We start from the raw sequence: 19,390 nt of genomic DNA on the forward strand, positions 1-19,390 counted from the left end.
GCCGGATGTTCGCAGCGCGATCACCCAGTCAGCCCTGCGGTCCGCGGTGAGCTGCACTGAGGCGCCGCACAACTATGGCTGACGGTGTAAGTTTAGGGCGGAAGGGAGGGCGGCGCTTCGGGCGAACCACCCATCAGCGCCGATAATGGCATGGGTGATTCCACCCATGCCAGAGGCACGCTCAGATCAGGCGGTGCTCGTAGGCCCAGGCGGTGGCGGCGGCGCGAGTGGGGACGTCAAGCTTACTGAAAATATTGCTGACGTGCCTGTCCACTGTCTTTCCGCTCAACTGCAGTTCGTTGGCGATTTCCTTGTTGGTCTTACCAGTAGCGATCAGGCGGAGGACTTGCAGTTCGCGGGCGGAGAGGCCGCAGGCTTCGTCCGACCGTATACCAAGCAGGGTATCGACACGAGAAACGTCCGGCGTGGCACCAAGCTGCTGGAACACTGTTCGGGCTGCCTGCAACTCCAGTGCCGCACCATCTTTGTCACCAAGGGCGCGGCACGCCAGGCCCATCATGACGCGTGCCCGCGCTGCCTCGTACGGTGCATCGACTTGCTGCCAACCCTCGATTGCCTGGCGCAGCCAAATCACCGCGGCCTGCGCTTTGCCTTCCGCCAGTTCCACCGCTCCCCGTGCGTGGGCAGCAAGCGCGCGCAGCAATTCGGTTCCATAGCCTTTCGCAGCATCCTCCAGTTCACGGCAGGCACGCCGTGCTTCTTCGATGTCGTCAGCCGCCAGCATGATCTCTACATGAGCGGGCAGCAGTCGCATGCGCCTCAGATGGTCGGTCGTCGCACCCATGACGCGCCGGATTGCAGCCGCAGCCGCATCAATATGCCTGTTGGCCAATCGCAACAGGGCAAGGCCCGGCTGCGGTTCGAAGCCGTATTGGCTCGCACTTCGATACGCTTGCTCGGCTGCGTCAAAGTCTCCGCGAAGACGGTGTGTTTCCGCCAACTGGTACCACGCCCCAGCCGCATCTTTCCGATTGTTCGACTGCGTCAAACGCTCCACGGCCTGCTGCGCCTCGTCAATCGCGTCCTGCCATGCGCCGCTGAGCCGTTTGATCTCGGCGCGATGCATCAGGCAGGTGCCGCTGAAACTGATCAGTTGGGGTTGTTCGGCGCACCATCGCCCCAGAGCGGAAGTCCATTCGCGTGCGCGGCCCAGAGCGTGGACTTGCTGACACGCTTCGATCACGCTGCAGTAGATCAAGCCGGTGAGGAGCGGCGACAATTCGCCAGCCGTGACCGAAACCATCGCCTCGTCGAGGAGCGCGAAGCCTTCGGTGGTCCGCCGCTGCCGCAACAGAACACGGCCCTGCAAGTGCCGTGCGCAGGCCACGAGATCGGCGTCCGCAAAGTGCTCGCCGATCTCGACCGCGCCTCTGGCCGCAGCATAGGCCGCCTCAAGATTACCCGCGGCAAGATGCTGTTCGACATTGGGCAGCATCAGGTAGCCCTGTTCGGCGCAATCCTGTGGCTCGCGTTCGAGCAGCCGGTGCGCCCGTCCGAACCAGCCGGCGGCCGGAGCCATCTCCCCACGAAAGACAAGCCGCAGGCCCAGCCAGAACGCGCAGCGGGCTGCGCGATGGCACTCGCCCGCGTCGAGATATGCATGATGGGTTTGCTCCAGCACCCGCAGGTACTCCTCGTCGCGCCCGGTCAAATAGGCCGACATCGCCAGCCGCTCGAGATCGTCCATTGCGAGCGGAGCCGCTTCGCCGGCACGCGAAAAGAACCGATAGGCATCTTCCCACGCCCTTTCCTCGTAGGCCTCGCGACCGAGCATAAGATAGTTGAATTGCTGCCGATCTGACCTGCCCATCCACCCTGGTCCCGGAGACGAACGGAAATCCCAGCCATCAATGGCTGCTTTGGAGCCAGAATACAGTATAGCATGCTCGAACATGAATGAGCGGAATGCACTACTTAAAGCGCTCTGAATGGGAACACCCACCCGCGAACTTCGGTTCTCTCAGATCTGACCTCACGGGATGTGGAGGGCCCAAAGGTGAGAAAGACGCCCGCTCCGGCAAAGCCCTGGGCCGGCCGGCCGGCCAGCCCGTTCCGCGAGCCATCCCTCATGTCCGCGATAGAATTGACGGAAGACGATGGAGCCGCGTTCTGACGGACCTTTCGTGACCCGAGGAAGGGCGGTTAGATGAGCCTCTGGCCGCCGTCGATGTGAATGGTCTCGCCGGTCCTGAAGTCACTTTCCATAGCGTAGATGTAGGCAGGGGCGAGGTCGGCGGGTGTCGCGATCTTTCCTGCCGGCAAGCGAGTGGCCATGCTCTCAAAGAAGCCGGACTTGGCTTCTCCGACGAGCTCATCGAACATTGGCGTGTCGACCCATCCGGGTGACACGACGTTTACACGCGTTGGAGCCAGTTCCAGCGACAGGGCGCTGGCCAGATAGCTGAATGAGCCGGCGATCGCGGACACGACCGAACCTCCGGGAACCGGCGGGCGATCCTTGTTGATCCCCGAAGTGAAGGTCATGGAACCTCTGTGATATCCATCGCCGCCGAACCACGCGGTTGCGCCAGGTCAAGGCTGTGGGGTGATAGCGGCGGTATTCCAGCCACCATGGATGCCAGCACCTCCCCGCACGCGCAACATGACGGCCTGAGCGAAGCCGAGGCGGCTGCCCGGCTCGCCCGCTTCGGCCCCAACACGCTTCCCCAGCCGCAGTCCCCGTCGCTCCTCGTCATATTCCTGCGGCAGTTCCTGAGCCCGCTGATCTATATCCTGCTGGCGGCGGCCCTCGTCTCGCTTGCTCTGAGCGAGGCAAGCGATGCGCTGTTCATCGGCGCCGTTCTCCTCGTCAACGGCATCATAGGCGCGACCCAGGAATATTCGGCCGGCCGTGCCGCAGCCGCTCTGCGCCGGTTCGAGGTGCCGCATGCGCGTGTCTTGCGCGAAGGAATCGTACGCCACATCGATGCGCGTGAGCTGGTACCGGGTGACGTCGTCTTCCTGGAGGCAGGGGAGCGGATTTCGGCTGATGTCGACCTTTTCGAGGCCATCGACCTGAAAGCGGACGAGTCGCTTCTGACGGGCGAATCGGCGACAGTGGCGAAAAGCACGACAGCAACGGACCCTCGCGCGGCACGCGCCTTTGCCGGAACCTTTGTCACGCGCGGGCGCGGGCGCGGCATCGTGATCGCGACCGGGCATGCGACCGAACTCGGCCTGATAGCCGCCGAGATAACCAGGCGGCCGATGACGCAGCCGCCGCTGATGATCCGTCTCGAACATTTCTCGCGCATGATCGCCGTAACCGTCGGCATATCGGTGATGTTGCTGATAGCCGTCGGGCTTCTGCGCGACATGCCCTTCTACACCCTGTTCCTGACGGCGGTGGGCTTGGCCGTAGCAGCCATCCCTGAAGGGTTGCCAGTCGCCATCTCCGTGGCGCTCGCCATCGGCATGCGGCGCATGGCGGCCTCCCATGTCATCGTGCGCAACATGCCCGCGGTGGAATCGCTCGGCTCCTGCACCATGATCGCCACCGACAAGACCGGTACACTAACGCTCAACGAACTCACCGTCACCGATGTCTGCCTTCCGGAGGGCTCAAGATTCATATTCGAAACGGGCGACGACCTCGAGGCCTGCGCAGTTCGCAACGCTCATCCAGTCGGCATCGACGCGCAGGCGCGTGTCGCAGCCCTCTTGAAGGCGGCGAGCCTGCCCAACGAGGCGCGGCTGTTGAAAGAAGAAAGCGGCTGGAGGGGCCTCGGCGACACGGTCGACGTGGCGCTGCTGGCCGCCGCCCGCAAGGCCGGCATCCGGCACGAGGATATCCAGGAGACCTACCCTCTGGTCGCGCGCATCCCGTATGAGCCCGACATTCGCTACGCGGCCTCCTTCCACCGCCGAGGCGGCGGCGTGCGCATTTTCGTCAAAGGTGCGCCGGAAACGCTGATCGCCATGGCCGCACGCATGGATGCCGGCGGCAAGCCGGTGCCGATCGACCACGCGACCTTGCTTGACCAGAAGGAAGAGATGGCGGCCCGCGGCCTGCGGGTACTTGCTTTTGCGGAGGGCACGATCGCAGCGGATGAGGACGGCAGATATGATCACAGCAACCTGATTGACCTGGTTTTCCTCGGCATGGCCGGCATGCAGGACCCGATCCGCCCGGAGGTGCCACAGGCGATCGCCGACTGCCGCGCCGCCGGCGTCGAGGTGGCGATGGTGACGGGTGACGACCCACGCACCGCCGCGGCAATCGCCGCGCAGGCGGGACTACGGTTCGACAAGACGCAGGTGGTGACGGGCGAGGATGTGCGCCGGGCGGAGGAGAAAGGCGAGGAAGAACTCGACCGCCTGACCCACCAGGCGCGCATCTATGCCCGCGTCGACCCGGCGCAAAAGCTTGCAATCGTCATGTCGCTGGCGCGCAGTGGCCATTTCGTGGCGGTGACCGGCGACGGCGTGAACGACGCCCCTGCCCTCACCCACGCTCATGTCGGCGTGGCCATGGGGCGCAAAGGCACCGATGTCGCCCGCGAAAGCGCCGACATCGTGCTTACCGACGACAACTTCGCCTCGATCGTCGCCGGCATCCGCGAAGGACGCGTTGCCTATGCCAATATCCGCAAGGTCGTCTTCATGCTGGTCTCGACCGGGGCGGCGGAGGTGGCGCTGTTTCTGCTGACCATTCCCTTCGGTCTGCCCATGCCGCTCTTGCCGGTGCATCTTCTGTGGCTCAACTTGGTCACCAACGGCATCCAGGACGTGGCGCTGGCGGCGGAGGGCGCGGAAGGCGACGAGCTCGCCTATCCCCCGCGCAGGCCCGGCGAGCCGATCTTCGACCGCGTCATGATCCGCCGCATCCTGCATTCGACCGCCGTGATGGGGCTCGGCGGCTTCGTGTTCTTCTGGTGGCTGCTGGAGACTGGCATGGATATCGACGCCGCGCGCAACCTGCTCCTGCTTCTCTTCGTGCTCTTCGAGAACTTCCAGACCTTCAACAGCCGATCCGAACACCACTCCATCTTCCGCAGGGGCTTTCTCGCGAACCGCTTCTTGATCCTCGGTGTGGTCGCCGCGCAGGCCCTGCATATCGCCGCGATGCACATGCCAGGCCTCGGTGATATGTTGCATCTCACCCCCGTCACGCTGACCGAATGGGCTTGGCTGCTTCTGGCCGCCTCCTCATTGCTTGCGGTGATGGAAATCGAGAAGTGGTGGGACAAACGCCGCCGCAAGCAGGTCCCGTAGCCTACCGCCGCTGCTCGGCGGCCCAAGAGTCGCGCTCCTTGATCCGCGTCAATGATGCCGACGGTGCAAAGAGCTTTGATTAGAGCCTCTTCGAGTGGAGCCGGCACTGCAAAGCTTCACTGTGAAAACCGGACAAGCGACAAACCGGCCGGTCACAATGCTCGAGGAGCAACCCGCATTCCCCGCTGCCCAGATATCGAGTGGGCCTGAGATGCGAGGAACCGGGCTGTATGACACCAACACAGAGGAGATGAAATCATGGCCGAGACCGCCACCAAACTGCCGATCAAGAACGAGAAGAAGTCCGCGCCGACTTCCGAGGCGCATTGGTCGCCTTTTGAGGCCCTTCATCGCGAGATCGACCATCTGTTCGACAATTTCCATCCCTCCGGCTGGCGGCGTTCGCCACGGCCTTCCCTATTCGATCTGGAGATCGAATGGCCGCGCCCGGTTACATGGGGGGTCGCGCCGGCGATGGATCTGGTCGAGAAGGACGGCGCCTATGAAATCAGCGCCGAACTGCCGGGTCTTGACGAGAAGAACATCGAGATCAAGCTGTCCAACGGCACATTGACGATCAAGGGCGAAAAGACGGAGGAGAAGGAAGAGCGCGAGAAGGAATACTACCTTTCGGAGCGCCGCTTCGGTTCCTTCCATCGCAGCTTCGGCGTTCCGAAAGGTGTCGACGCTGACAAGATCGACGCAAAATTCGCCAAGGGCGTCCTGACGGTGACCCTGCCGAAGTCGGCGGAAGCGAAGAAGAGCGAGAAAAAGATCAGCGTGAAAGCCGCGTGAGCGGCCCTGACGCGTCATAGACCGGATTCGAGGCAGGTGGCGAACGACCTGCCTCAGCGGCCTATATAGACCGGTCCAGACAAGCACCGGCAATACAATCGCAAGGTAGGAGCGGCGATGCTCCACGACCGACATGAAGCTGGTCGAGATCCAACGCTTCACCAAACGACGAGGCAGCCGTGCCCTGTCAGGGACAACGGGAAGCATCGATGATCATTCGCAATCTGACTGAGGCCGAATGCGCCGAGGCACTCACCGAAAACCGGCTCGGTCGCCTCGCCTGCGCCAGGGACGGGCAGCCTTATGTGGTGCCGGTCTACTACGCCTATGCGGACCGACATCTTTATGCGTTTTCGCTGCCAGGCAGGAAGATTGACTTCATGCGGGTCAATCCACTGGTCTCGGTGCTGGTCGAGTCGGCGCAGCAGGGCGGCTGGCGCAGCGTCGTTGTCGACGGGCGCTATGAAGAACTGCCCGACGAGATCGGCCACAAGCGCGAGCGCGACCATGCGTGGGCACTCTTGAGCAGACACGCTGACTGGTGGGAACCGGGCTCCCTCAAACCCATCCTGCCGGTCTCCATCCATGCGGAGGAGATATTCTTCCGCATTGCCATCGATCGGATGTCGGGACGGGAGGCGAAGGCGTAGCCGAGCGGCCCACCGGGCGACGAATTGACCGTCGATCGGTTTATTCGCACCGGCCATGAATGACGTCCGGTCGGAGCTGAGCCACATGATCAGCTCCGGCGTGCCCACGCGACCGATGGCATGTAGCGGGTCCATCATTTCGTGCGTGATCTTCGCGCGCTGGGCCGCACGGTCGTTGACCCGTGCCAATCCCGCCCTCGGTGATAGGGCGCATGCGACGCTGTGCCCGGCCGCCTGTTGAGGCAGATCAAGGCGGCACGGAACGAATCCGCCATTCATGTGATTGAAATCAAGGAAAGACTGGGAGCGGCACCATGAAGGCCAAGGACATTATGACGACGCACATCGTAACGATAAGCCCGCAACACAGCGTTCGGCATGCTGCCCAGATCATGCTCGACAATGGCATCAGCGGCCTGCCGGTGACCGACGATGAGGGCCATCTCGCAGGCATCATCACCGAAGGAGACCTGTTATGCCGGGCCGAGATCGGTGCCGACCATTTCCTTCTCCCCGATAATTCGCCCCCAGACGCGCACCAGCAGGCATATAGTTATGCCAAGAACCACAGCTGGAAGGTCGCCGATGTGATGACGGTGGACGTGGTCAGTATCGAAGAGGACACGCCCATAGGCCGCGTCGCGGCACTGATGGCCGAGCATCATGTAAAGCGGCTGCCGGTCATGAAAGACGGGGCTCTGGCAGGCATCGTCAGCCGCGCTGATCTCCTGCGCGCCATAGCGGTGGCGAAGCTCGAGGCGCCGGTGACAGGTGACGAAGCGATCCGCCGCAGCGTTCTTGCCCGGCTGGGCGAGGTGAACGAGCTCAACGGCGTCAGGCTGGGCGTGATCGTCTCGGACGGTATCGTGCACCTATGGGGTGACGTTGATTCCGAGGCCGCTCGCCGGGCGGCGAATGTGGTTGCGGAAGGCATCCGTGGTGTCGCCGGTGTTGTTGATCATCTGGGCGTCATCGCCACTGTCGACCGGCATGAGAACCTTGAAAGCCACGGGTAACGGACGCATGAGTCCCATCCTGACCATCGCCCTCAACCCCGCTATCGACCTGTCGAGCGAAGCGGAGGCGATCCATCACACGCGCAAGGTCCGCACGATCAACGAGCGATATGATCCCGGTGGCGGCGGGATCAATGTCGCCCGCGTGATCGACACGCTCGGCGGGGAGGCTGAGGCGCTCTTTGCCGCCGGAGGCGAGACGGGTGCAATGCTCGACCGGCTCTTGAAGCAGGAAGGCATCCGGCGCCGCCATGTTCCGATCGCCGGCCAGACGCGCATCAGCTTCATGGTCAGAGAGAAAAGCACCGGCCTCGAATACCGCTTCGTTCCGAAAGGGCCGGAAGTCAAGGGCGAGGAGCTCCGGCCCTGTCTTGACGCGGTCGCCGCGCACGAGGCTGGCTACGTTGTGGCCAGCGGCAGCCTGCCGGCCGGCGCGCCGGCGGACATTTACGTCAAAATGGCTGAGTTCACGCGCGGGCGCGGAGCAAGATTTGTTCTCGACAGTTCCGGCCACGGGCTGCGTGAGACACTGGAACGATCGCGTGTCTTTCTGGTGAAGCCGAGCATCGGAGAGCTTGAGCAACTGGTCGGCGGGAAGCTGGACGAGGACGGCGTGTGCCGCGCCGCCACCCGGCTTGTCGAACGCGGCGCGGCCGAGCTGGTGGCGGTGACAATGGGTATCGAGGGCGCCGTCCTGGCCAGCGCCGATGGCATCTTACGGTTGCCCGCCATCCATGTGCGCGAACGCTCGGCGGTCGGCGCTGGTGACAGTTTCCTGGCGGCGATGACCTTGGCTCTTTCCCGCGGCGGGGCAACGGAAGATGCGTTCCGCTACGGTATCGCCGCCGGGGCGGCGGCGGTCATGACACCCGGAACGGAACTGTGCCGGCGCGAAGATGTGGAAAGACTCTACCACTGCCTGAAGGGGCCGTAGCGGAATTGCAGCGAAACCCAGGGCACTCCCAGACCCACGCGATCCCCCATAGCACCGTGCCGGTCAGGCTGCCGGCATCACGTTTGACAGTGCCACAGCCGCGCCGCGCAGGCCCGCGTCCTGAGTCTTGATGACGTGAACCGGCAGCTTTTCCAGGAAGGAAGCCAGTCTCCCCTTGGAGGCGAACGCGGCACAGAACGCGTCTGTTGCGAGGAGATCCAGGACCCGTGGCGCGATACCGCCGCCCAGATACACGCCACCGCGAGCGCCATAAAGAAGGGCAACGTCACCGGCGAAGCGACCGAGCCACTTCACGAAATGTCCGAGCACTTCCCCGGCGAGCGGGTCCTCCCCTGCCAGTCCGAGTTCCACGATCTCGGCCACCGGCAACGGCCCGACATTCTGTCCTCGCGTGCATCCTAACGCTTCGTAGAGCCGGGCAAGTCCTGGACCCGAGATAAGCTGCTCGGCCGAAACATGCCCCCCACCCTCCCTGATCCGGGCGACGATTTCCAGCTCATCGGCATTTTCCACAGGAAACGACACATGTCCGCCCTCGGTAGGAACGGCGACCCAGCCGGACGGAGCCGGGACGAGCCCTGCAACGCCCAGCCCGGTCCCCGGTCCGAGTACGACCTTGGCTCCGCCTTCGGACGGCTTGCCTCCTCTGATCTCCTGCAGATCGTGTGTTGTCAAATAAGGCAAGGAAAGTGCCAGCGCCTCGAAGTCGTTGACGACGTGAAGATATTCCGCTCCGGTTACAGCCTTCAGTTCGGCTCGTGTGAAGGACCAAGGCAGGTTTGTAAGGCGCAATTCCTCACCCGCCACGGGGCCGGCGATCGCGATGCCCGCCATCAAAGGGCGGTGTGGAATGGAAGCCAAATAGGCCTTGACCGCGTCCTGCAGCGACGCGAACATATTGCAGCGGAATATGACGAAATGATCGATCGTCAGTTCATCAATGTCCGTGATGGCGAAACGAGCGTGGGTGCCGCCGATATCACCGACAAGGGCCTGGCGCGGATTTGCTTTCATTCTTTGCTCCCATATGAGCATCACCGCCCGAACGGCGCGTCAACTACTGCCGGCGGACGTCCTCCGCCTTCGAACATCTTTCAAGCATCTCGATGATCGATACCTTGATCTGCATCATATCGACGGTAACGGGTCCCTCATCATTGATCGCCGGCGCTGCCTGAATGGTGACACAGGCAAAACGGTCAAATTTTAAGGACCGTTGGATGAAGCCGTTTTCCTGTTTCCGGGTCGAACAGCTTCGCGCCGTCCATGTTGACCTCGAAGCGGTATCTGGTGTCGACGGGCGCCTTGTCCTCGGGATGAACGCGGGCAATTGCCTCGATGCCGCCCAGTGTGAAGACGAGCAGCGTATCCGGCCCGGTCGGCTCGACGACATCGATCATTCGCTCGAAGCCAAAGGTCGCCCTGCCAGGCCTCTGAGTGCCTTCGCGGCCGATCGTTTCCGGCCTCAGCCCCAGATAGAGCTCGCGGTCGAGATACGCTCTGGCGGAGCCCGCGAGCGCCACGGGTACTGGGAACTGGATGGTGCCTTCCTCATCCGTCACTTCCAGCCGAAGCCCGCTCTTTTCGACCACCCTCACCTTGAAAAGGTTCATCGACGGCGAGCCGATGAAGCTCGCGACGAAGAGATCGACGGGCTCCTCGTAGATCGCCTCTGGCGGGGCGAACTGGCGGATGGTGCCGTTGTCCATGACCGCGATCCGCGAAGCGAGCGACATGGCCTCGATCTGGTCGTGGGTAACGTAGATCACGGTCTTGCCGAGACGCTGGTGCAGCTTCTTGATCTCGGTGCGCATCTCCACGCGCAGCTTGGCGTCGAGATTGGAGAGCGGCTCGTCGAACAGGAAGACGTCCGGATTGCGCACCAGCGCGCGGCCCATGGCGACGCGCTGCCGCTGGCCGCCGGAGAGTTGGCCGGGCTTGCGGGTAAGCAGCGTCTCGATGTGCAGAAGCTCGGAAACCTCGGCCAGCGCCTTCTCGCGCGCCTCCTTCGGCACGTGGCGGGTGACCATGCCGAAGGTGATGTTGTCCTCGACCGACTTGGTCGGATAGAGCGCGTAGGACTGGAAGACCATTGCTATGTCGCGGTCCTTCGGCGCCACGTCGTTGACCTTGCGCTTGCCGATGAAGATGTCGCCGGTGGAAAGCGTCTCAAGGCCGGAGACGAGGTTGAGCAAAGTGGACTTGCCGCAGCCCGAGGGGCCCACCAGCACTACGAACTCGCCCTCCTCGATGTCGAGGTCGATGCCCTTGATCACCTCGTTGGCGCCAAAGCGCTTGCGCACTTTCCTCAACCGGATGTCGGACATTCAATCAACCTTTCACGGCACCGGCGGAAAGACCGCGGATGAAATACTTGCCGGCGAACACATAAACGATGAGGGTAGGAATGGCGGCGATGATGGCCGCCGACATATCGACATTGTATTCCTTAACGCCCGTCGAGGAGGCGACTAGGTTGTTGAGCGCAACGGTCACCGGGTTGGAGTCGCCCACGGTAAACGCGATGCCGAACAGGAAGTCGTTCCAGATCTGCGTGAACTGCCAGATGACGGTCACCACGATCGCCGGCGGCGACATCGGCAGGACGATGCGGAAAAAGATGCCGAAGAAGCCGGCGCCGTCCACCTTGGCCGCCTGCACGATGCCGTCTGACACGCTGATGAAGAAATTGCGGAAGAAGAGCGTGGTGAAGGCGAGCCCGTAGACGGTATGTACCAACACGAGGCCGGGCACTGTGCCGGCGAGGCCCATGGCACCCAGCGTGCGCGCCATGGGGAGCAGTACCACCTGGAAGGGGATGAAGGCCCCGAACAGCATCAGGCCGAAGATGATGGCGGCGCCGCGGAAACGCCATTTGGTCAGCGCATAGCCGTTGATGGCGCCGAGCATGGTCGACAGCACCACGGCCGGGATGACCATGGCGATAGAATTCCACACATAGGGCTTCAGCCCCTCGCATCGCACGCCGACGCAGGCCGAGTTCCAAGCGCGCAGGGTAGGCTCGAAGGTGATGTCTCTCGGAAGACTGAGAAGCGTGCCGGTGCGGATCTCCTCGAGCGGCTTGAGCGCCGTGACGACCATGACGATCAGCGGCATGAGATAGTAGAGTACGAACAGCCCGAGCACGGCGAAGAGGATGAGGCGCAGGGCGGTGGACGCCGCGTTCTTCGGCCGGACGATGCCGTGGACCTGACGCTCTCTCATTTCCGGCCTGCCCTGAGTTCGGAGTAGAGATAGGGTACGACCACCGCCATGACGGTGATCAGCATCATGACCGCGCTCGCCGCCGCCAGCCCCAGCTCGCTGCGCTGGAAGGCGTAGGAATACATGAAGGTGGCCGGCACGTCGGTAGCGATGCCCGGGCCGCCTGCCGTCAAAGCCACCACGAGGTCGTAGCTCTTGATGGCGAGGTGCATGAGCGTGATGAAGGCCGACAGAAAGACGGGCCGCAGCATCGGCAAGACGATGCCGACATAGGTGCGAATGGGCCCTGCCCCGTCAATGGCGGCCGCCTTGATGATCTCGTCGTCGATGGACCTCAGCCCAGCCAGGAACAGCGCCATCACGTAGCCGGAAGACTGCCAGACGCCGGCAATGACGATAGTGTAGATCGCCATGTCGCGATCGACCAGCCAGTCGAACTGGAAGCTCTCCCAGCCGATGTCGTGCATCAACTTCTCGATGCCGAGCGTGGGATTGAGGATCCACTTCCAGGCCGTACCCGTGACGATGAAGGAGAGCGCCATCGGGTAGAGATAGATGGTCCGGAGCACACCTTCGGCGCGGATGCGCTGGTCGAGCAGGATGGCGAGCAGGATGCCGATCGCCATGCAGATCGCCATGAAGAGGACGCCGAAGACGACCAGGTTCTGAAGCGCCACATACCAGCGCGGCGTCTCCCACAGGCGGATGTACTGGATGAGCCCAGCGAACTCATAGCGCGGCATGATGCCGGAGCGAGTAAAGGAGATGTAGATCGTCCAGGCGATGAAGCCGTAGACGAAGAACAGGCTCAGCGCGAAGGACGGTGCGACCACCAGTTTGGGCAGCCACAGATCGACGCGCCTAACGCGCATAAAGAGATTGGCCGGTGTGCGAGCCACTTTTCCCGCCCTCAGCAGAAAAGAACCGGGCCGCCGAAAAGAACGGCCCGGCATCAAATGCGCGGTCACATTGCGCGCTGAATGGCCGCAACCAGACGGTCGACGGCCTCTTGGGAGCTCATGTCGCTGTTGAAGTGCTCGGTCACGACATCTAGGAATTCGCCGCGAACCGAACGCGGCACGGCCATTTCATGGGCCATGCTGGGCACCAGGCTCGCGCTTGCCGTCGCCGCGGTCAGGTCCTCGTGAGACCTCTTCGCGCAGTCGTCGAACTTGTCGAGTGCAACGTCGATGCGCGCGGGGATCGACCCCTTGGCGAGGTTGAACGTCTCCTGGAAACCCGGCGACATGATCAGGCTCGCCAGAACCTTCTGGCCCTCGACCCGATCCGCGCCCAAAACCTTGAACATGACGAAGGAGTCGGAGTTGAGGATGAAGGCGTTGCCCGGTGCCGGTGCGCAAAGGAAGTCCTCGCCCGGAACCTTGCCGGCCGCCAGGAATTCGCCCTTGGCCCAGTCGCCCATGATCTGGAAAGCGGCCTCGCCGTTCATGACCATGGAGGTGGCGAGGTTCCAGTCGCGGCCGGAGAAGCCCGGATCGACATAACCGCGCAGGGTGCGCATCTGATCGAACACCTTGACCATGGTGTCGCTCTGGAGCGCCTCCATGTCGAGATCGACCAGCGCCTTCCGGTAGAAGTCGGCGCCACCGAGGCCCAGCGCCACCACCTCGAAGACGGTGGCGTCCTGCCAGGGCTGACCGCCGTGGGCGAGCGGCGTAATGCCGGCGGCCTTCAGTTTCTCCGCCGTGGCGTTGAATTCATCCCACGTGGTGGGTACGTCGGCATCCACCTTGGCGAGCACCTCCGGATTGGCCCACAGCCAGTCGACGCGGTGGATGTTGACGGGCGCGGCGACATATTTGCCGTCATATTTCATGATCTCGGCCAGCACCGGCGGCAGCACGCCGTCCCAGTCCTCGGCCTTCGCTACATCGTCAATGTCGGCGACAGCGCCCTCGTTGGCCCATTCCTGGATGCCGGGGCCCTTGAGCTGCACTGCCGTTGGCGGATTGCCAGCGACCACCCGGGCGCGCAGCGCCGTCATGGCGGCGTCGCCTCCGCCACCGGCGATCGGGGAATCGATCCACGTGCCGTCCTGTGCCTCGAAGGATTTTTTCAATTCGCCGACGGCCTTGGCCTCGCCGCCGGACGTCCACCAGTGCAGCACCTCCACCGTCCCGCCCGCATGCGCGGCTGTAGACGCCATTAACAGCCCGAGCCCGAAGGCCAGCGCCGTGCCTTTCCTGAATCTCGTCATCGTGACTTCCTCTCTGTCTCCGCCGAGGTTTACTCGGTCCGGCGAACAACATTTTCGGAGTTGAGAGGAAACGTGCCTTGATCTGAATCAGATGAAAAAAGGCATGGTCCTCGGAGACAGTCGGTCGTCGCCGCCAGCCACCCTTCCTGCCGGGCGCCGCTTCATGGAGGCTGTTAGGAACTTTGACTGCTGACGAAGGTAAGGTCGGTTCCACCTGCGAACCATTGACCGTGATCAAGGTCCGCGATTTGTCGCAACCCTAACTTGCCGGCTCAATGCGCCGGCACCAAGGGCAGTGCGAGGAGAGGCGAGCCCATGACGATCCGCAATCTTGAAAGAGCGGCCCATCCGAAATCCGTTGCGATATTCGGCGCCTCCCGACGCGAAGGCTCGGTCGGCCGCATTCTCATCGAAAACATCATCCAGGGCGGCTTCGAAGGCGCGATCTGGCCGATCAATCCGAAGTACCGCGAGATCTGCGGTCTTCCCTGCCATGCGCATACGCGCGACCTGCCCGCAGCACCCGACCTCGCCGTGATCGCCACTCCGCCTAGCACCGTTCCCGGCATCATCAGCGATCTCGGCGAGATGGGCGCACGCGCCGCCGTGGTGATCACTGCAGGGCTTACGCTTGAGAACGGGCTGAGACAGGCCATGCTCGACGCCGCCAAGCCCCATCTCTTCCGCATCATCGGCCCCAATACGGTGGGCGTGCTCATCCCACCACTGAAACTCAATGCCAGTTTTGCCCATCTCGCAGCGCCTACCGGCGGGATAGCGCTGCTTTCGCAATCAGGTGCCATCGCCACCTCGCTGATCGACTGGGCCGCGCAGGAAGGTGTTGGCTTCTCGCAGATCGTCTCGCTCGGCGACATGGCCGATGTCGATGTGGGGGACTGTCTCGACATGCTGGCGGGCGACGCGCATACGCGCGCGATCTTGCTCTATCTCGAGACGATCCCCAATCCGCGCAAGTTCATGTCGGCAGCGCGTGCCGCCGCCCGCGTCAAACCGGTGATCGCCATCAAGTCGGGCAGACACGAACAGGCGGCAAAGGCCGCCGCCACCCATACCGGCGCGCTGTCGGGCGCCGACGCGGTGGTGGACGCGGCGCTGCGGCGGGCCGGCATACTGCGCGTGAACGATCTAGGCGAGCTGTTCGACGCTGCCGAAATCGTGGCACGTTTCCGTCCGCTGTCTCGCGCCCGCGTCGGCATCGTTACCAATGGCGGCGGCGCCGGCGTACTCGCCGTCGACCGGCTCGTCGATTGCGGCGGCGAGCTTGCCGCCCTTTCCGAAGAGACAATCGAGCGGTTGGACAGGGACTTGCCGGCAAACTGGTCGCGCGCCAATCCCGTCGACATCATCGGCGATGCACCCGCCACGCGCTACCGCAACGCTGTCGAAGCGGTGGCCGCCGACACCGCGACGGACGCACTGCTCGTCATCAACTGCCCGACGGGCCTTGCCTCGCCGGCCGAGGCGGCGGTCGCCGTCTCGCAACTGGCCAAGGACGGCACTCTCGACGGCAAGCCGCTGCTTACCTGCTGGCTCGGCGAGAAGACCGCGCGCGAAGGGCGGGACATACTCCAGTCAAGCGGCATCGCGAGTTTCGAAACCCCTGGCGACGCGGCGCTTGCCGTTTCCTATCTCGATCAATGGTCCCGGGCGCAGGAGGCGCTGACACGCGTGCCGGCAAGCGATGGCGAGGACATCGAGCGCGACCGCGGAAAGGCGCTTGCAATATTCGAACAAGCAGCCGTCGAGGGCCGGCGCATGCTGACGGAGCCGGAGGCCAAGGCGGTGATCGAAGCCTACGGCATCCCCGTGCCGCAAACGGTCGTGGCGAAGTCACCGGCCGATGTGCGAAACGCCGCCGTGACACTGCTTGAGACCTCCAGCAAGGTGGTTGTCAAACTGCTCTCGAAGACGCTCAGCCATAAATCCGATGTAGGCGGCGTGACGCTCGGCATCACAAGCGCGGAAAAGGCACACAAGGCCGCTGCGGCGATCGAACAGAGGCTGCGCGAGAGCGGCCAATGGAGAGAGGACGACGGCTTCGTCGTGCAGCCGATGGTCGTGCGCAAGCATGCGCATGAGTTGATCCTCGGCATGAGCGGCGACCCGATCTTCGGGCCGGCTGTACTGTTCGGCGCCGGCGGCACGGCGGTCGAGGTGGTGGCCGACACTGCGATCGGTCTTCCCCCGCTCGACAGCGTCCTTGCCGGCGATCTGATGGACCGCACGCGCATTGGCAGGCTGCTCGCCGGCTATCGCGACCGTGCGCCGGCCGACCGGTCGGCGGTCATCCAGGCACTCAACGCACTCTCGCAACTCACCGTCGACTTCCCCTGCGTCGTTTCGATGGACATCAACCCGCTGCTCGCCGACAGTGAAGGCGTGATCGCGCTCGACGCGCGCATCGAGATCGAGCCCGCCGCACTCAAGCAGCAGGGGCCGAATCCAGCGCTCACCATTCGTCCCTACCCGGCCGGCTGGGAGAAGGAGCTTGCGCTTGGCGGGCGGAGATACCGCCTGCGGCCGATCAAGCCGGCGGATGTGGTGCTCTATCCCGCCTTCCTCGAAAAGGTGTCGCCGGAGGATATCCGGCTGCGCTTCCTGGCGCCACGCAAACATTTTCCCCACGAGATGCTGCTGCGGCTTACCCAACTCGACTACGAACGTGAGATGGCCTTCATCGCGCTTTCGGCCGAAGACGGCGCGCTTGCCGGCATCGGGCGGCTGTCGGCCGATCCCGACAAGGAGGCGGCCGAGTTCGCTCTTCTCGTGCGCACCGACCTTAAGGGCCATGGCCTCGGCTGGGCGCTTCTCAGCCAGCTCGTCGACTACGGGAAAGCCGAGGGCTTCTCGTGCATTGAAGGGATCGTGCTTGCCGAGAACGAAGGTATGCTGACCATGTGCCGCGAATTCGGCTTTGTCATCCGCCTCCATCCGGACGAGCCGGGCGCCATGCTGGCCACGCTGATGCTGTAGCGCTTGATCCTCTCCCGTTGACCAGGATCAAGTACATCGCGGCAGTGCGGGATATGGTTGATCGCTGTTAGCTGTGCAGCGCATGAACATACCTGAGCTACCGTACTCAATGAAAGGCGATCCGATGCCCAAGACCGCAAGAGACACGAGTGTAACCGCATTTCCGCAAGTGCCCGCCTTCGCCCCCTTCGATCTCCAGGCGGCACTTTCGGTAGCCCGCATCCAGGCACAGTCGTTCAAGGCGGCCATGCGCTATCCGATCGAGACGCTCGTCTTTCTCAAGCATCGCTACGAGCGGGACGTGAAATTAGCGGAAGACCTGGCCAATAGCCTGGAATTCGGGGACACGCTCGATGTCTGTTTCGACTTCTACCAGCAGGCGCTGGTCGACTATTCTGCCGAGGCCGGCAAGCTGGCGAAGATCGGCTCGAAACTGGCCTCGGAGGCGAGCGAGGAGATCTGCAAGGAAGCCGATACGATCACCGACAATATCGCTGCCCAGACTGCCGCATAGACCGGCAGCCTATGCATTCGCGGGCACAGTCGGTGCTGGATGCGAATAGGGTCTCCGTCTATCGTCCCGGGAAGAGGAGGAGCGTCGCGATGAGCGAGAATCTGGTCGTATGCAGCGAATGCGGCGGGGTGAACCGCCTGCCCTCTTCCCGCCCGGCGCTTGAAGCGAAGTGCGGCAAGTGTCAGGCAAGGCTTTTCACCGCGCATCCGCAGGATGCGAGCGGAGAGGTCTTCGAACGCCAGATCACCCGCAGTACCATCCCCGTGCTGGTCGATGTATGGGCGCCGTGGTGCGGACCATGCAGGATGATGGCGCCCGCCTATGAGGCAGCCGCGTCCGAGCTGGAGCCGAAGGTGCGGCTGATCAAGCTCAACTCCGATGTCGAGCAGACGGTGGCGGCAAAGCTCGGAATCCGCAGCATTCCCACGATGATCCTTTTCCACCGTGGACGGGAAGTGGCCCGCACGGCGGGCGCCATGTCCGCTGCCCAGATCGTGCGCTGGGTGCGCGACCGGCTGCCGCTGGCCGCCTGACCGGTTCGATGGATCCCCTGATCGCAAAGCTCGGGCTGGCACTTGCCATCGGCCTTCTGGTCGGGCTGGAACGGGGCTGGCGGGAGCGCGACGCGCCCGATCACAGCCGCACGGCGGGAATCCGCACTTTCGGGATTTCCGGTCTCCTGGGTGGCGTCTTCGCCGCGTTGTCTGCGGCTTTGGGCTCGAATGCCGTGCTCGTCGCCGGCTTCCTCGGCTTTGCACTCATCCTTGCATGGTACAAGTCCCGGGAAGCGATCCACGACGAGGACTACAGCGTCACGAGCGTCGTCGCCGGGCTCGGCGTCTTCGCCCTCGGTGCCCTCGCGGTTGCAGGCGATTATCGCGCAGCGGCGGCGGGAGGGGCAGCTCTTGCCGGGATCCTTGCCAGCCGTGAGGTGCTGCACGGGCTCTTGAGGCGGCTCACCTGGATCGAGCTGCGCTCCGCGCTCATCCTTGCGGTCATGACGGCGGTCGTCCTGCCACTCCTGCCCAACAGGACAATCGACCCCTGGGGCGGCCTGAACCCTTGGGAAATCTGGTTCTTCACCGTCCTCGTCGCAGCCATTTCCTTCCTCGGCTACATCGCCGTACGTCTCTTCGGCGAAGCCCGCGGTCTTCTCGTGAGCGCGCTGGCCGGCGCGGTTGTTTCCTCGACTGCGGTGACGGTCGCGCTGGCACGGACCTCCAAGAGGACCGACCGCCCGATGCCGCTTGCGGGCGCCGCCTCGCTTGCGGCGATGGTTTCCATCCTGCGCGTGTCGCTGGTCGTCATCCTGATCGAGCCGCGGGTCTTTCCCGCCATCGCCGCACCGGCGCTGGCGGCGGCACTGAGCTTCGGCGCCTGCGGCATGCTGCTGCTCAGGAGCGGCGGCAAGATGGGTGACACGCCGGCACGCAATCCGTTCGATCTCGCACCGCTCCTGCTGTTCGCCCTACTCTTTGCGGTGGTGGCGACCGCAGGTGCAGCGCTCTCTGACGTCTCCGGCGCCAGCGGTCTCGTTGCCACCTCCTCGCTTTCCGGGGCCCTCGACGTAGACGTGGCCGTGCTCAGCGCGATTCGCCTCGTGGGAGGACCGATCGACGCCACGGTGGCGGGACAGGCGGTGCTCGCGGCCCTGGCAACCAATGCCATTGCCCGCCTGGCGCTGGCAGCGGCAGTGGGACCGGTCCGCTTCTCCCTTGCCCTCGCTGGCTTCACGCTCCTGGCGCTGGTGGTGGGTTTTGGCGTCTATCGCGTCGTACCGGTATAGCT

16 protein-coding genes are annotated in these 19,390 nt (G+C 63.7%); 9 read left to right on the plus strand and 7 right to left on the minus strand.

Annotated elements, in window-relative coordinates:
* Positions 1-181: 181 nt before the first annotated feature.
* Together GPJ75_RS27590 and GPJ75_RS13880 are read right to left on the minus strand one after the other, a co-directional pair.
* Positions 182-1,831, minus strand: coding sequence for a helix-turn-helix transcriptional regulator (locus tag GPJ75_RS27590; protein ID WP_163268922.1), 1,650 nt, complete (start codon positions 1,829-1,831; stop codon positions 182-184).
* Positions 1,832-2,163: 332 nt separating this feature from the next.
* Positions 2,164-2,505, minus strand: a complete 342-nt coding sequence (locus GPJ75_RS13880) for an SDR family oxidoreductase (RefSeq protein WP_163268923.1) — start codon at positions 2,503-2,505, stop codon at positions 2,164-2,166.
* An 87-nt stretch (positions 2,506-2,592) separates the two neighbouring features.
* Between GPJ75_RS13880 and GPJ75_RS13885 the strand changes: the two genes are divergently transcribed.
* The 5 genes from GPJ75_RS13885 to GPJ75_RS13905 all read left to right on the plus strand — a co-directional run bounded on the left by GPJ75_RS13885 (position 2,593) and on the right by GPJ75_RS13905 (position 8,630).
* Positions 2,593-5,235: a cation-translocating P-type ATPase gene (locus GPJ75_RS13885; RefSeq protein ID WP_163268924.1), complete on the plus strand. Its 2,643-nt coding sequence runs from the start codon at positions 2,593-2,595 to the stop codon at positions 5,233-5,235.
* A gap of 258 nt (positions 5,236-5,493) precedes the next feature.
* Complete coding sequence (locus tag GPJ75_RS13890) at positions 5,494-6,030, plus strand: Hsp20/alpha crystallin family protein (protein WP_163268925.1); 537 nt, start codon at positions 5,494-5,496, stop codon at positions 6,028-6,030.
* Positions 6,031-6,239: 209 nt separating this feature from the next.
* Positions 6,240-6,680: a pyridoxamine 5'-phosphate oxidase family protein gene (locus tag GPJ75_RS13895; RefSeq protein WP_163268926.1), complete on the plus strand. Its 441-nt coding sequence runs from the start codon at positions 6,240-6,242 to the stop codon at positions 6,678-6,680.
* 314 nt (positions 6,681-6,994) lie between these two features.
* Positions 6,995-7,696, plus strand: coding sequence for a CBS domain-containing protein (locus GPJ75_RS13900; RefSeq protein ID WP_163268927.1), 702 nt, complete (start codon positions 6,995-6,997; stop codon positions 7,694-7,696).
* A gap of 7 nt (positions 7,697-7,703) precedes the next feature.
* The gene (locus GPJ75_RS13905; protein WP_163268928.1) at positions 7,704-8,630 is read left to right on the plus strand and encodes a 1-phosphofructokinase family hexose kinase; all 927 of its coding nucleotides are present in this window, start codon (positions 7,704-7,706) and stop codon (positions 8,628-8,630) included.
* 63 nt (positions 8,631-8,693) lie between these two features.
* Here the strand turns inward: GPJ75_RS13905 and glk are convergent, their stop codons facing one another.
* The 5 genes from glk to GPJ75_RS13930 all read right to left on the minus strand — a co-directional run bounded on the left by glk (position 8,694) and on the right by GPJ75_RS13930 (position 14,094).
* Positions 8,694-9,665 carry a glucokinase gene (glk, locus tag GPJ75_RS13910; RefSeq protein WP_163268929.1) on the minus strand — a complete coding sequence of 324 codons (972 nt, stop codon included), beginning with the start codon at positions 9,663-9,665 and terminating at the stop codon, positions 8,694-8,696.
* 185 nt (positions 9,666-9,850) lie between these two features.
* Positions 9,851-10,978, minus strand: coding sequence for an ABC transporter ATP-binding protein (locus GPJ75_RS13915; protein ID WP_163268930.1), 1,128 nt, complete (start codon positions 10,976-10,978; stop codon positions 9,851-9,853).
* 4 nt (positions 10,979-10,982) lie between these two features.
* Positions 10,983-11,876 carry a carbohydrate ABC transporter permease gene (locus GPJ75_RS13920; protein WP_163268931.1) on the minus strand — a complete coding sequence of 298 codons (894 nt, stop codon included), beginning with the start codon at positions 11,874-11,876 and terminating at the stop codon, positions 10,983-10,985.
* Positions 11,873-12,748, minus strand: a complete 876-nt coding sequence (locus GPJ75_RS13925) for a carbohydrate ABC transporter permease (protein WP_163268974.1) — start codon at positions 12,746-12,748, stop codon at positions 11,873-11,875. Before GPJ75_RS13925 ends, GPJ75_RS13920 begins: the two co-directional genes overlap by 4 nt.
* A gap of 92 nt (positions 12,749-12,840) precedes the next feature.
* Positions 12,841-14,094, minus strand: coding sequence for an ABC transporter substrate-binding protein (locus GPJ75_RS13930; RefSeq protein ID WP_163268932.1), 1,254 nt, complete (start codon positions 14,092-14,094; stop codon positions 12,841-12,843).
* Positions 14,095-14,409: 315 nt separating this feature from the next.
* Here GPJ75_RS13930 and GPJ75_RS13935 point away from each other — a divergent pair, with 315 nt between their 5' ends.
* The 4 genes from GPJ75_RS13935 (at position 14,410) to GPJ75_RS13950 (ending at position 19,388) form a co-directional block, all read left to right on the plus strand.
* A complete protein-coding gene (locus GPJ75_RS13935; protein ID WP_163268933.1) occupies positions 14,410-17,088 on the plus strand; it encodes a bifunctional acetate--CoA ligase family protein/GNAT family N-acetyltransferase in 2,679 nt (892 codons plus the stop codon).
* 124 nt (positions 17,089-17,212) lie between these two features.
* The gene (locus GPJ75_RS13940; protein ID WP_163268934.1) at positions 17,213-17,602 is read left to right on the plus strand and encodes a phasin family protein; all 390 of its coding nucleotides are present in this window, start codon (positions 17,213-17,215) and stop codon (positions 17,600-17,602) included.
* A gap of 89 nt (positions 17,603-17,691) precedes the next feature.
* A complete protein-coding gene (gene trxC / locus GPJ75_RS13945; protein ID WP_163268935.1) occupies positions 17,692-18,135 on the plus strand; it encodes a thioredoxin TrxC in 444 nt (147 codons plus the stop codon).
* Positions 18,136-18,143: 8 nt separating this feature from the next.
* A complete protein-coding gene (locus tag GPJ75_RS13950; RefSeq protein WP_163268936.1) occupies positions 18,144-19,388 on the plus strand; it encodes an MgtC/SapB family protein in 1,245 nt (414 codons plus the stop codon).
* Positions 19,389-19,390 lie beyond the last annotated feature (2 nt).

The sequence above is a fragment of the Chelativorans alearensis genome, assembly GCF_010993735.1.
Taxonomy (GTDB): Bacteria; Pseudomonadota; Alphaproteobacteria; order Rhizobiales; family Rhizobiaceae; genus Chelativorans; species Chelativorans alearense.

Excerpts from the sequence above, each read along its gene's own strand:
- trxC (WP_163268935.1), top strand. The coding sequence starts at position 17,692 with ATGAGCGAGAATCTGGTCGTATGCAGCGAATGCGGCGGGGTGAACCGC.
- GPJ75_RS13905 (WP_163268928.1), top strand. The coding sequence starts at position 7,704 with ATGAGTCCCATCCTGACCATCGCCCTCAACCCCGCTATCGACCTGTCG.
- GPJ75_RS27590 (WP_163268922.1), bottom strand. The coding sequence starts at position 1,831 with ATGGGCAGGTCAGATCGGCAGCAATTCAACTATCTTATGCTCGGTCGC.
- GPJ75_RS13925 (WP_163268974.1), bottom strand. The coding sequence starts at position 12,748 with ATGCGCGTTAGGCGCGTCGATCTGTGGCTGCCCAAACTGGTGGTCGCA.
- GPJ75_RS13940 (WP_163268934.1), top strand. The coding sequence starts at position 17,213 with ATGCCCAAGACCGCAAGAGACACGAGTGTAACCGCATTTCCGCAAGTG.
- GPJ75_RS13900 (WP_163268927.1), top strand. The coding sequence starts at position 6,995 with ATGAAGGCCAAGGACATTATGACGACGCACATCGTAACGATAAGCCCG.
- glk (WP_163268929.1), bottom strand. The coding sequence starts at position 9,665 with ATGAAAGCAAATCCGCGCCAGGCCCTTGTCGGTGATATCGGCGGCACC.
- GPJ75_RS13880 (WP_163268923.1), bottom strand. The coding sequence starts at position 2,505 with ATGACCTTCACTTCGGGGATCAACAAGGATCGCCCGCCGGTTCCCGGA.
- GPJ75_RS13895 (WP_163268926.1), top strand. The coding sequence starts at position 6,240 with ATGATCATTCGCAATCTGACTGAGGCCGAATGCGCCGAGGCACTCACC.
- GPJ75_RS13890 (WP_163268925.1), top strand. The coding sequence starts at position 5,494 with ATGGCCGAGACCGCCACCAAACTGCCGATCAAGAACGAGAAGAAGTCC.
- GPJ75_RS13915 (WP_163268930.1), bottom strand. The coding sequence starts at position 10,978 with ATGTCCGACATCCGGTTGAGGAAAGTGCGCAAGCGCTTTGGCGCCAAC.
- GPJ75_RS13950 (WP_163268936.1), top strand. The coding sequence starts at position 18,144 with ATGGATCCCCTGATCGCAAAGCTCGGGCTGGCACTTGCCATCGGCCTT.
- GPJ75_RS13920 (WP_163268931.1), bottom strand. The coding sequence starts at position 11,876 with ATGAGAGAGCGTCAGGTCCACGGCATCGTCCGGCCGAAGAACGCGGCG.
- GPJ75_RS13885 (WP_163268924.1), top strand. The coding sequence starts at position 2,593 with ATGGATGCCAGCACCTCCCCGCACGCGCAACATGACGGCCTGAGCGAA.
- GPJ75_RS13935 (WP_163268933.1), top strand. The coding sequence starts at position 14,410 with ATGACGATCCGCAATCTTGAAAGAGCGGCCCATCCGAAATCCGTTGCG.
- GPJ75_RS13930 (WP_163268932.1), bottom strand. The coding sequence starts at position 14,094 with ATGACGAGATTCAGGAAAGGCACGGCGCTGGCCTTCGGGCTCGGGCTG.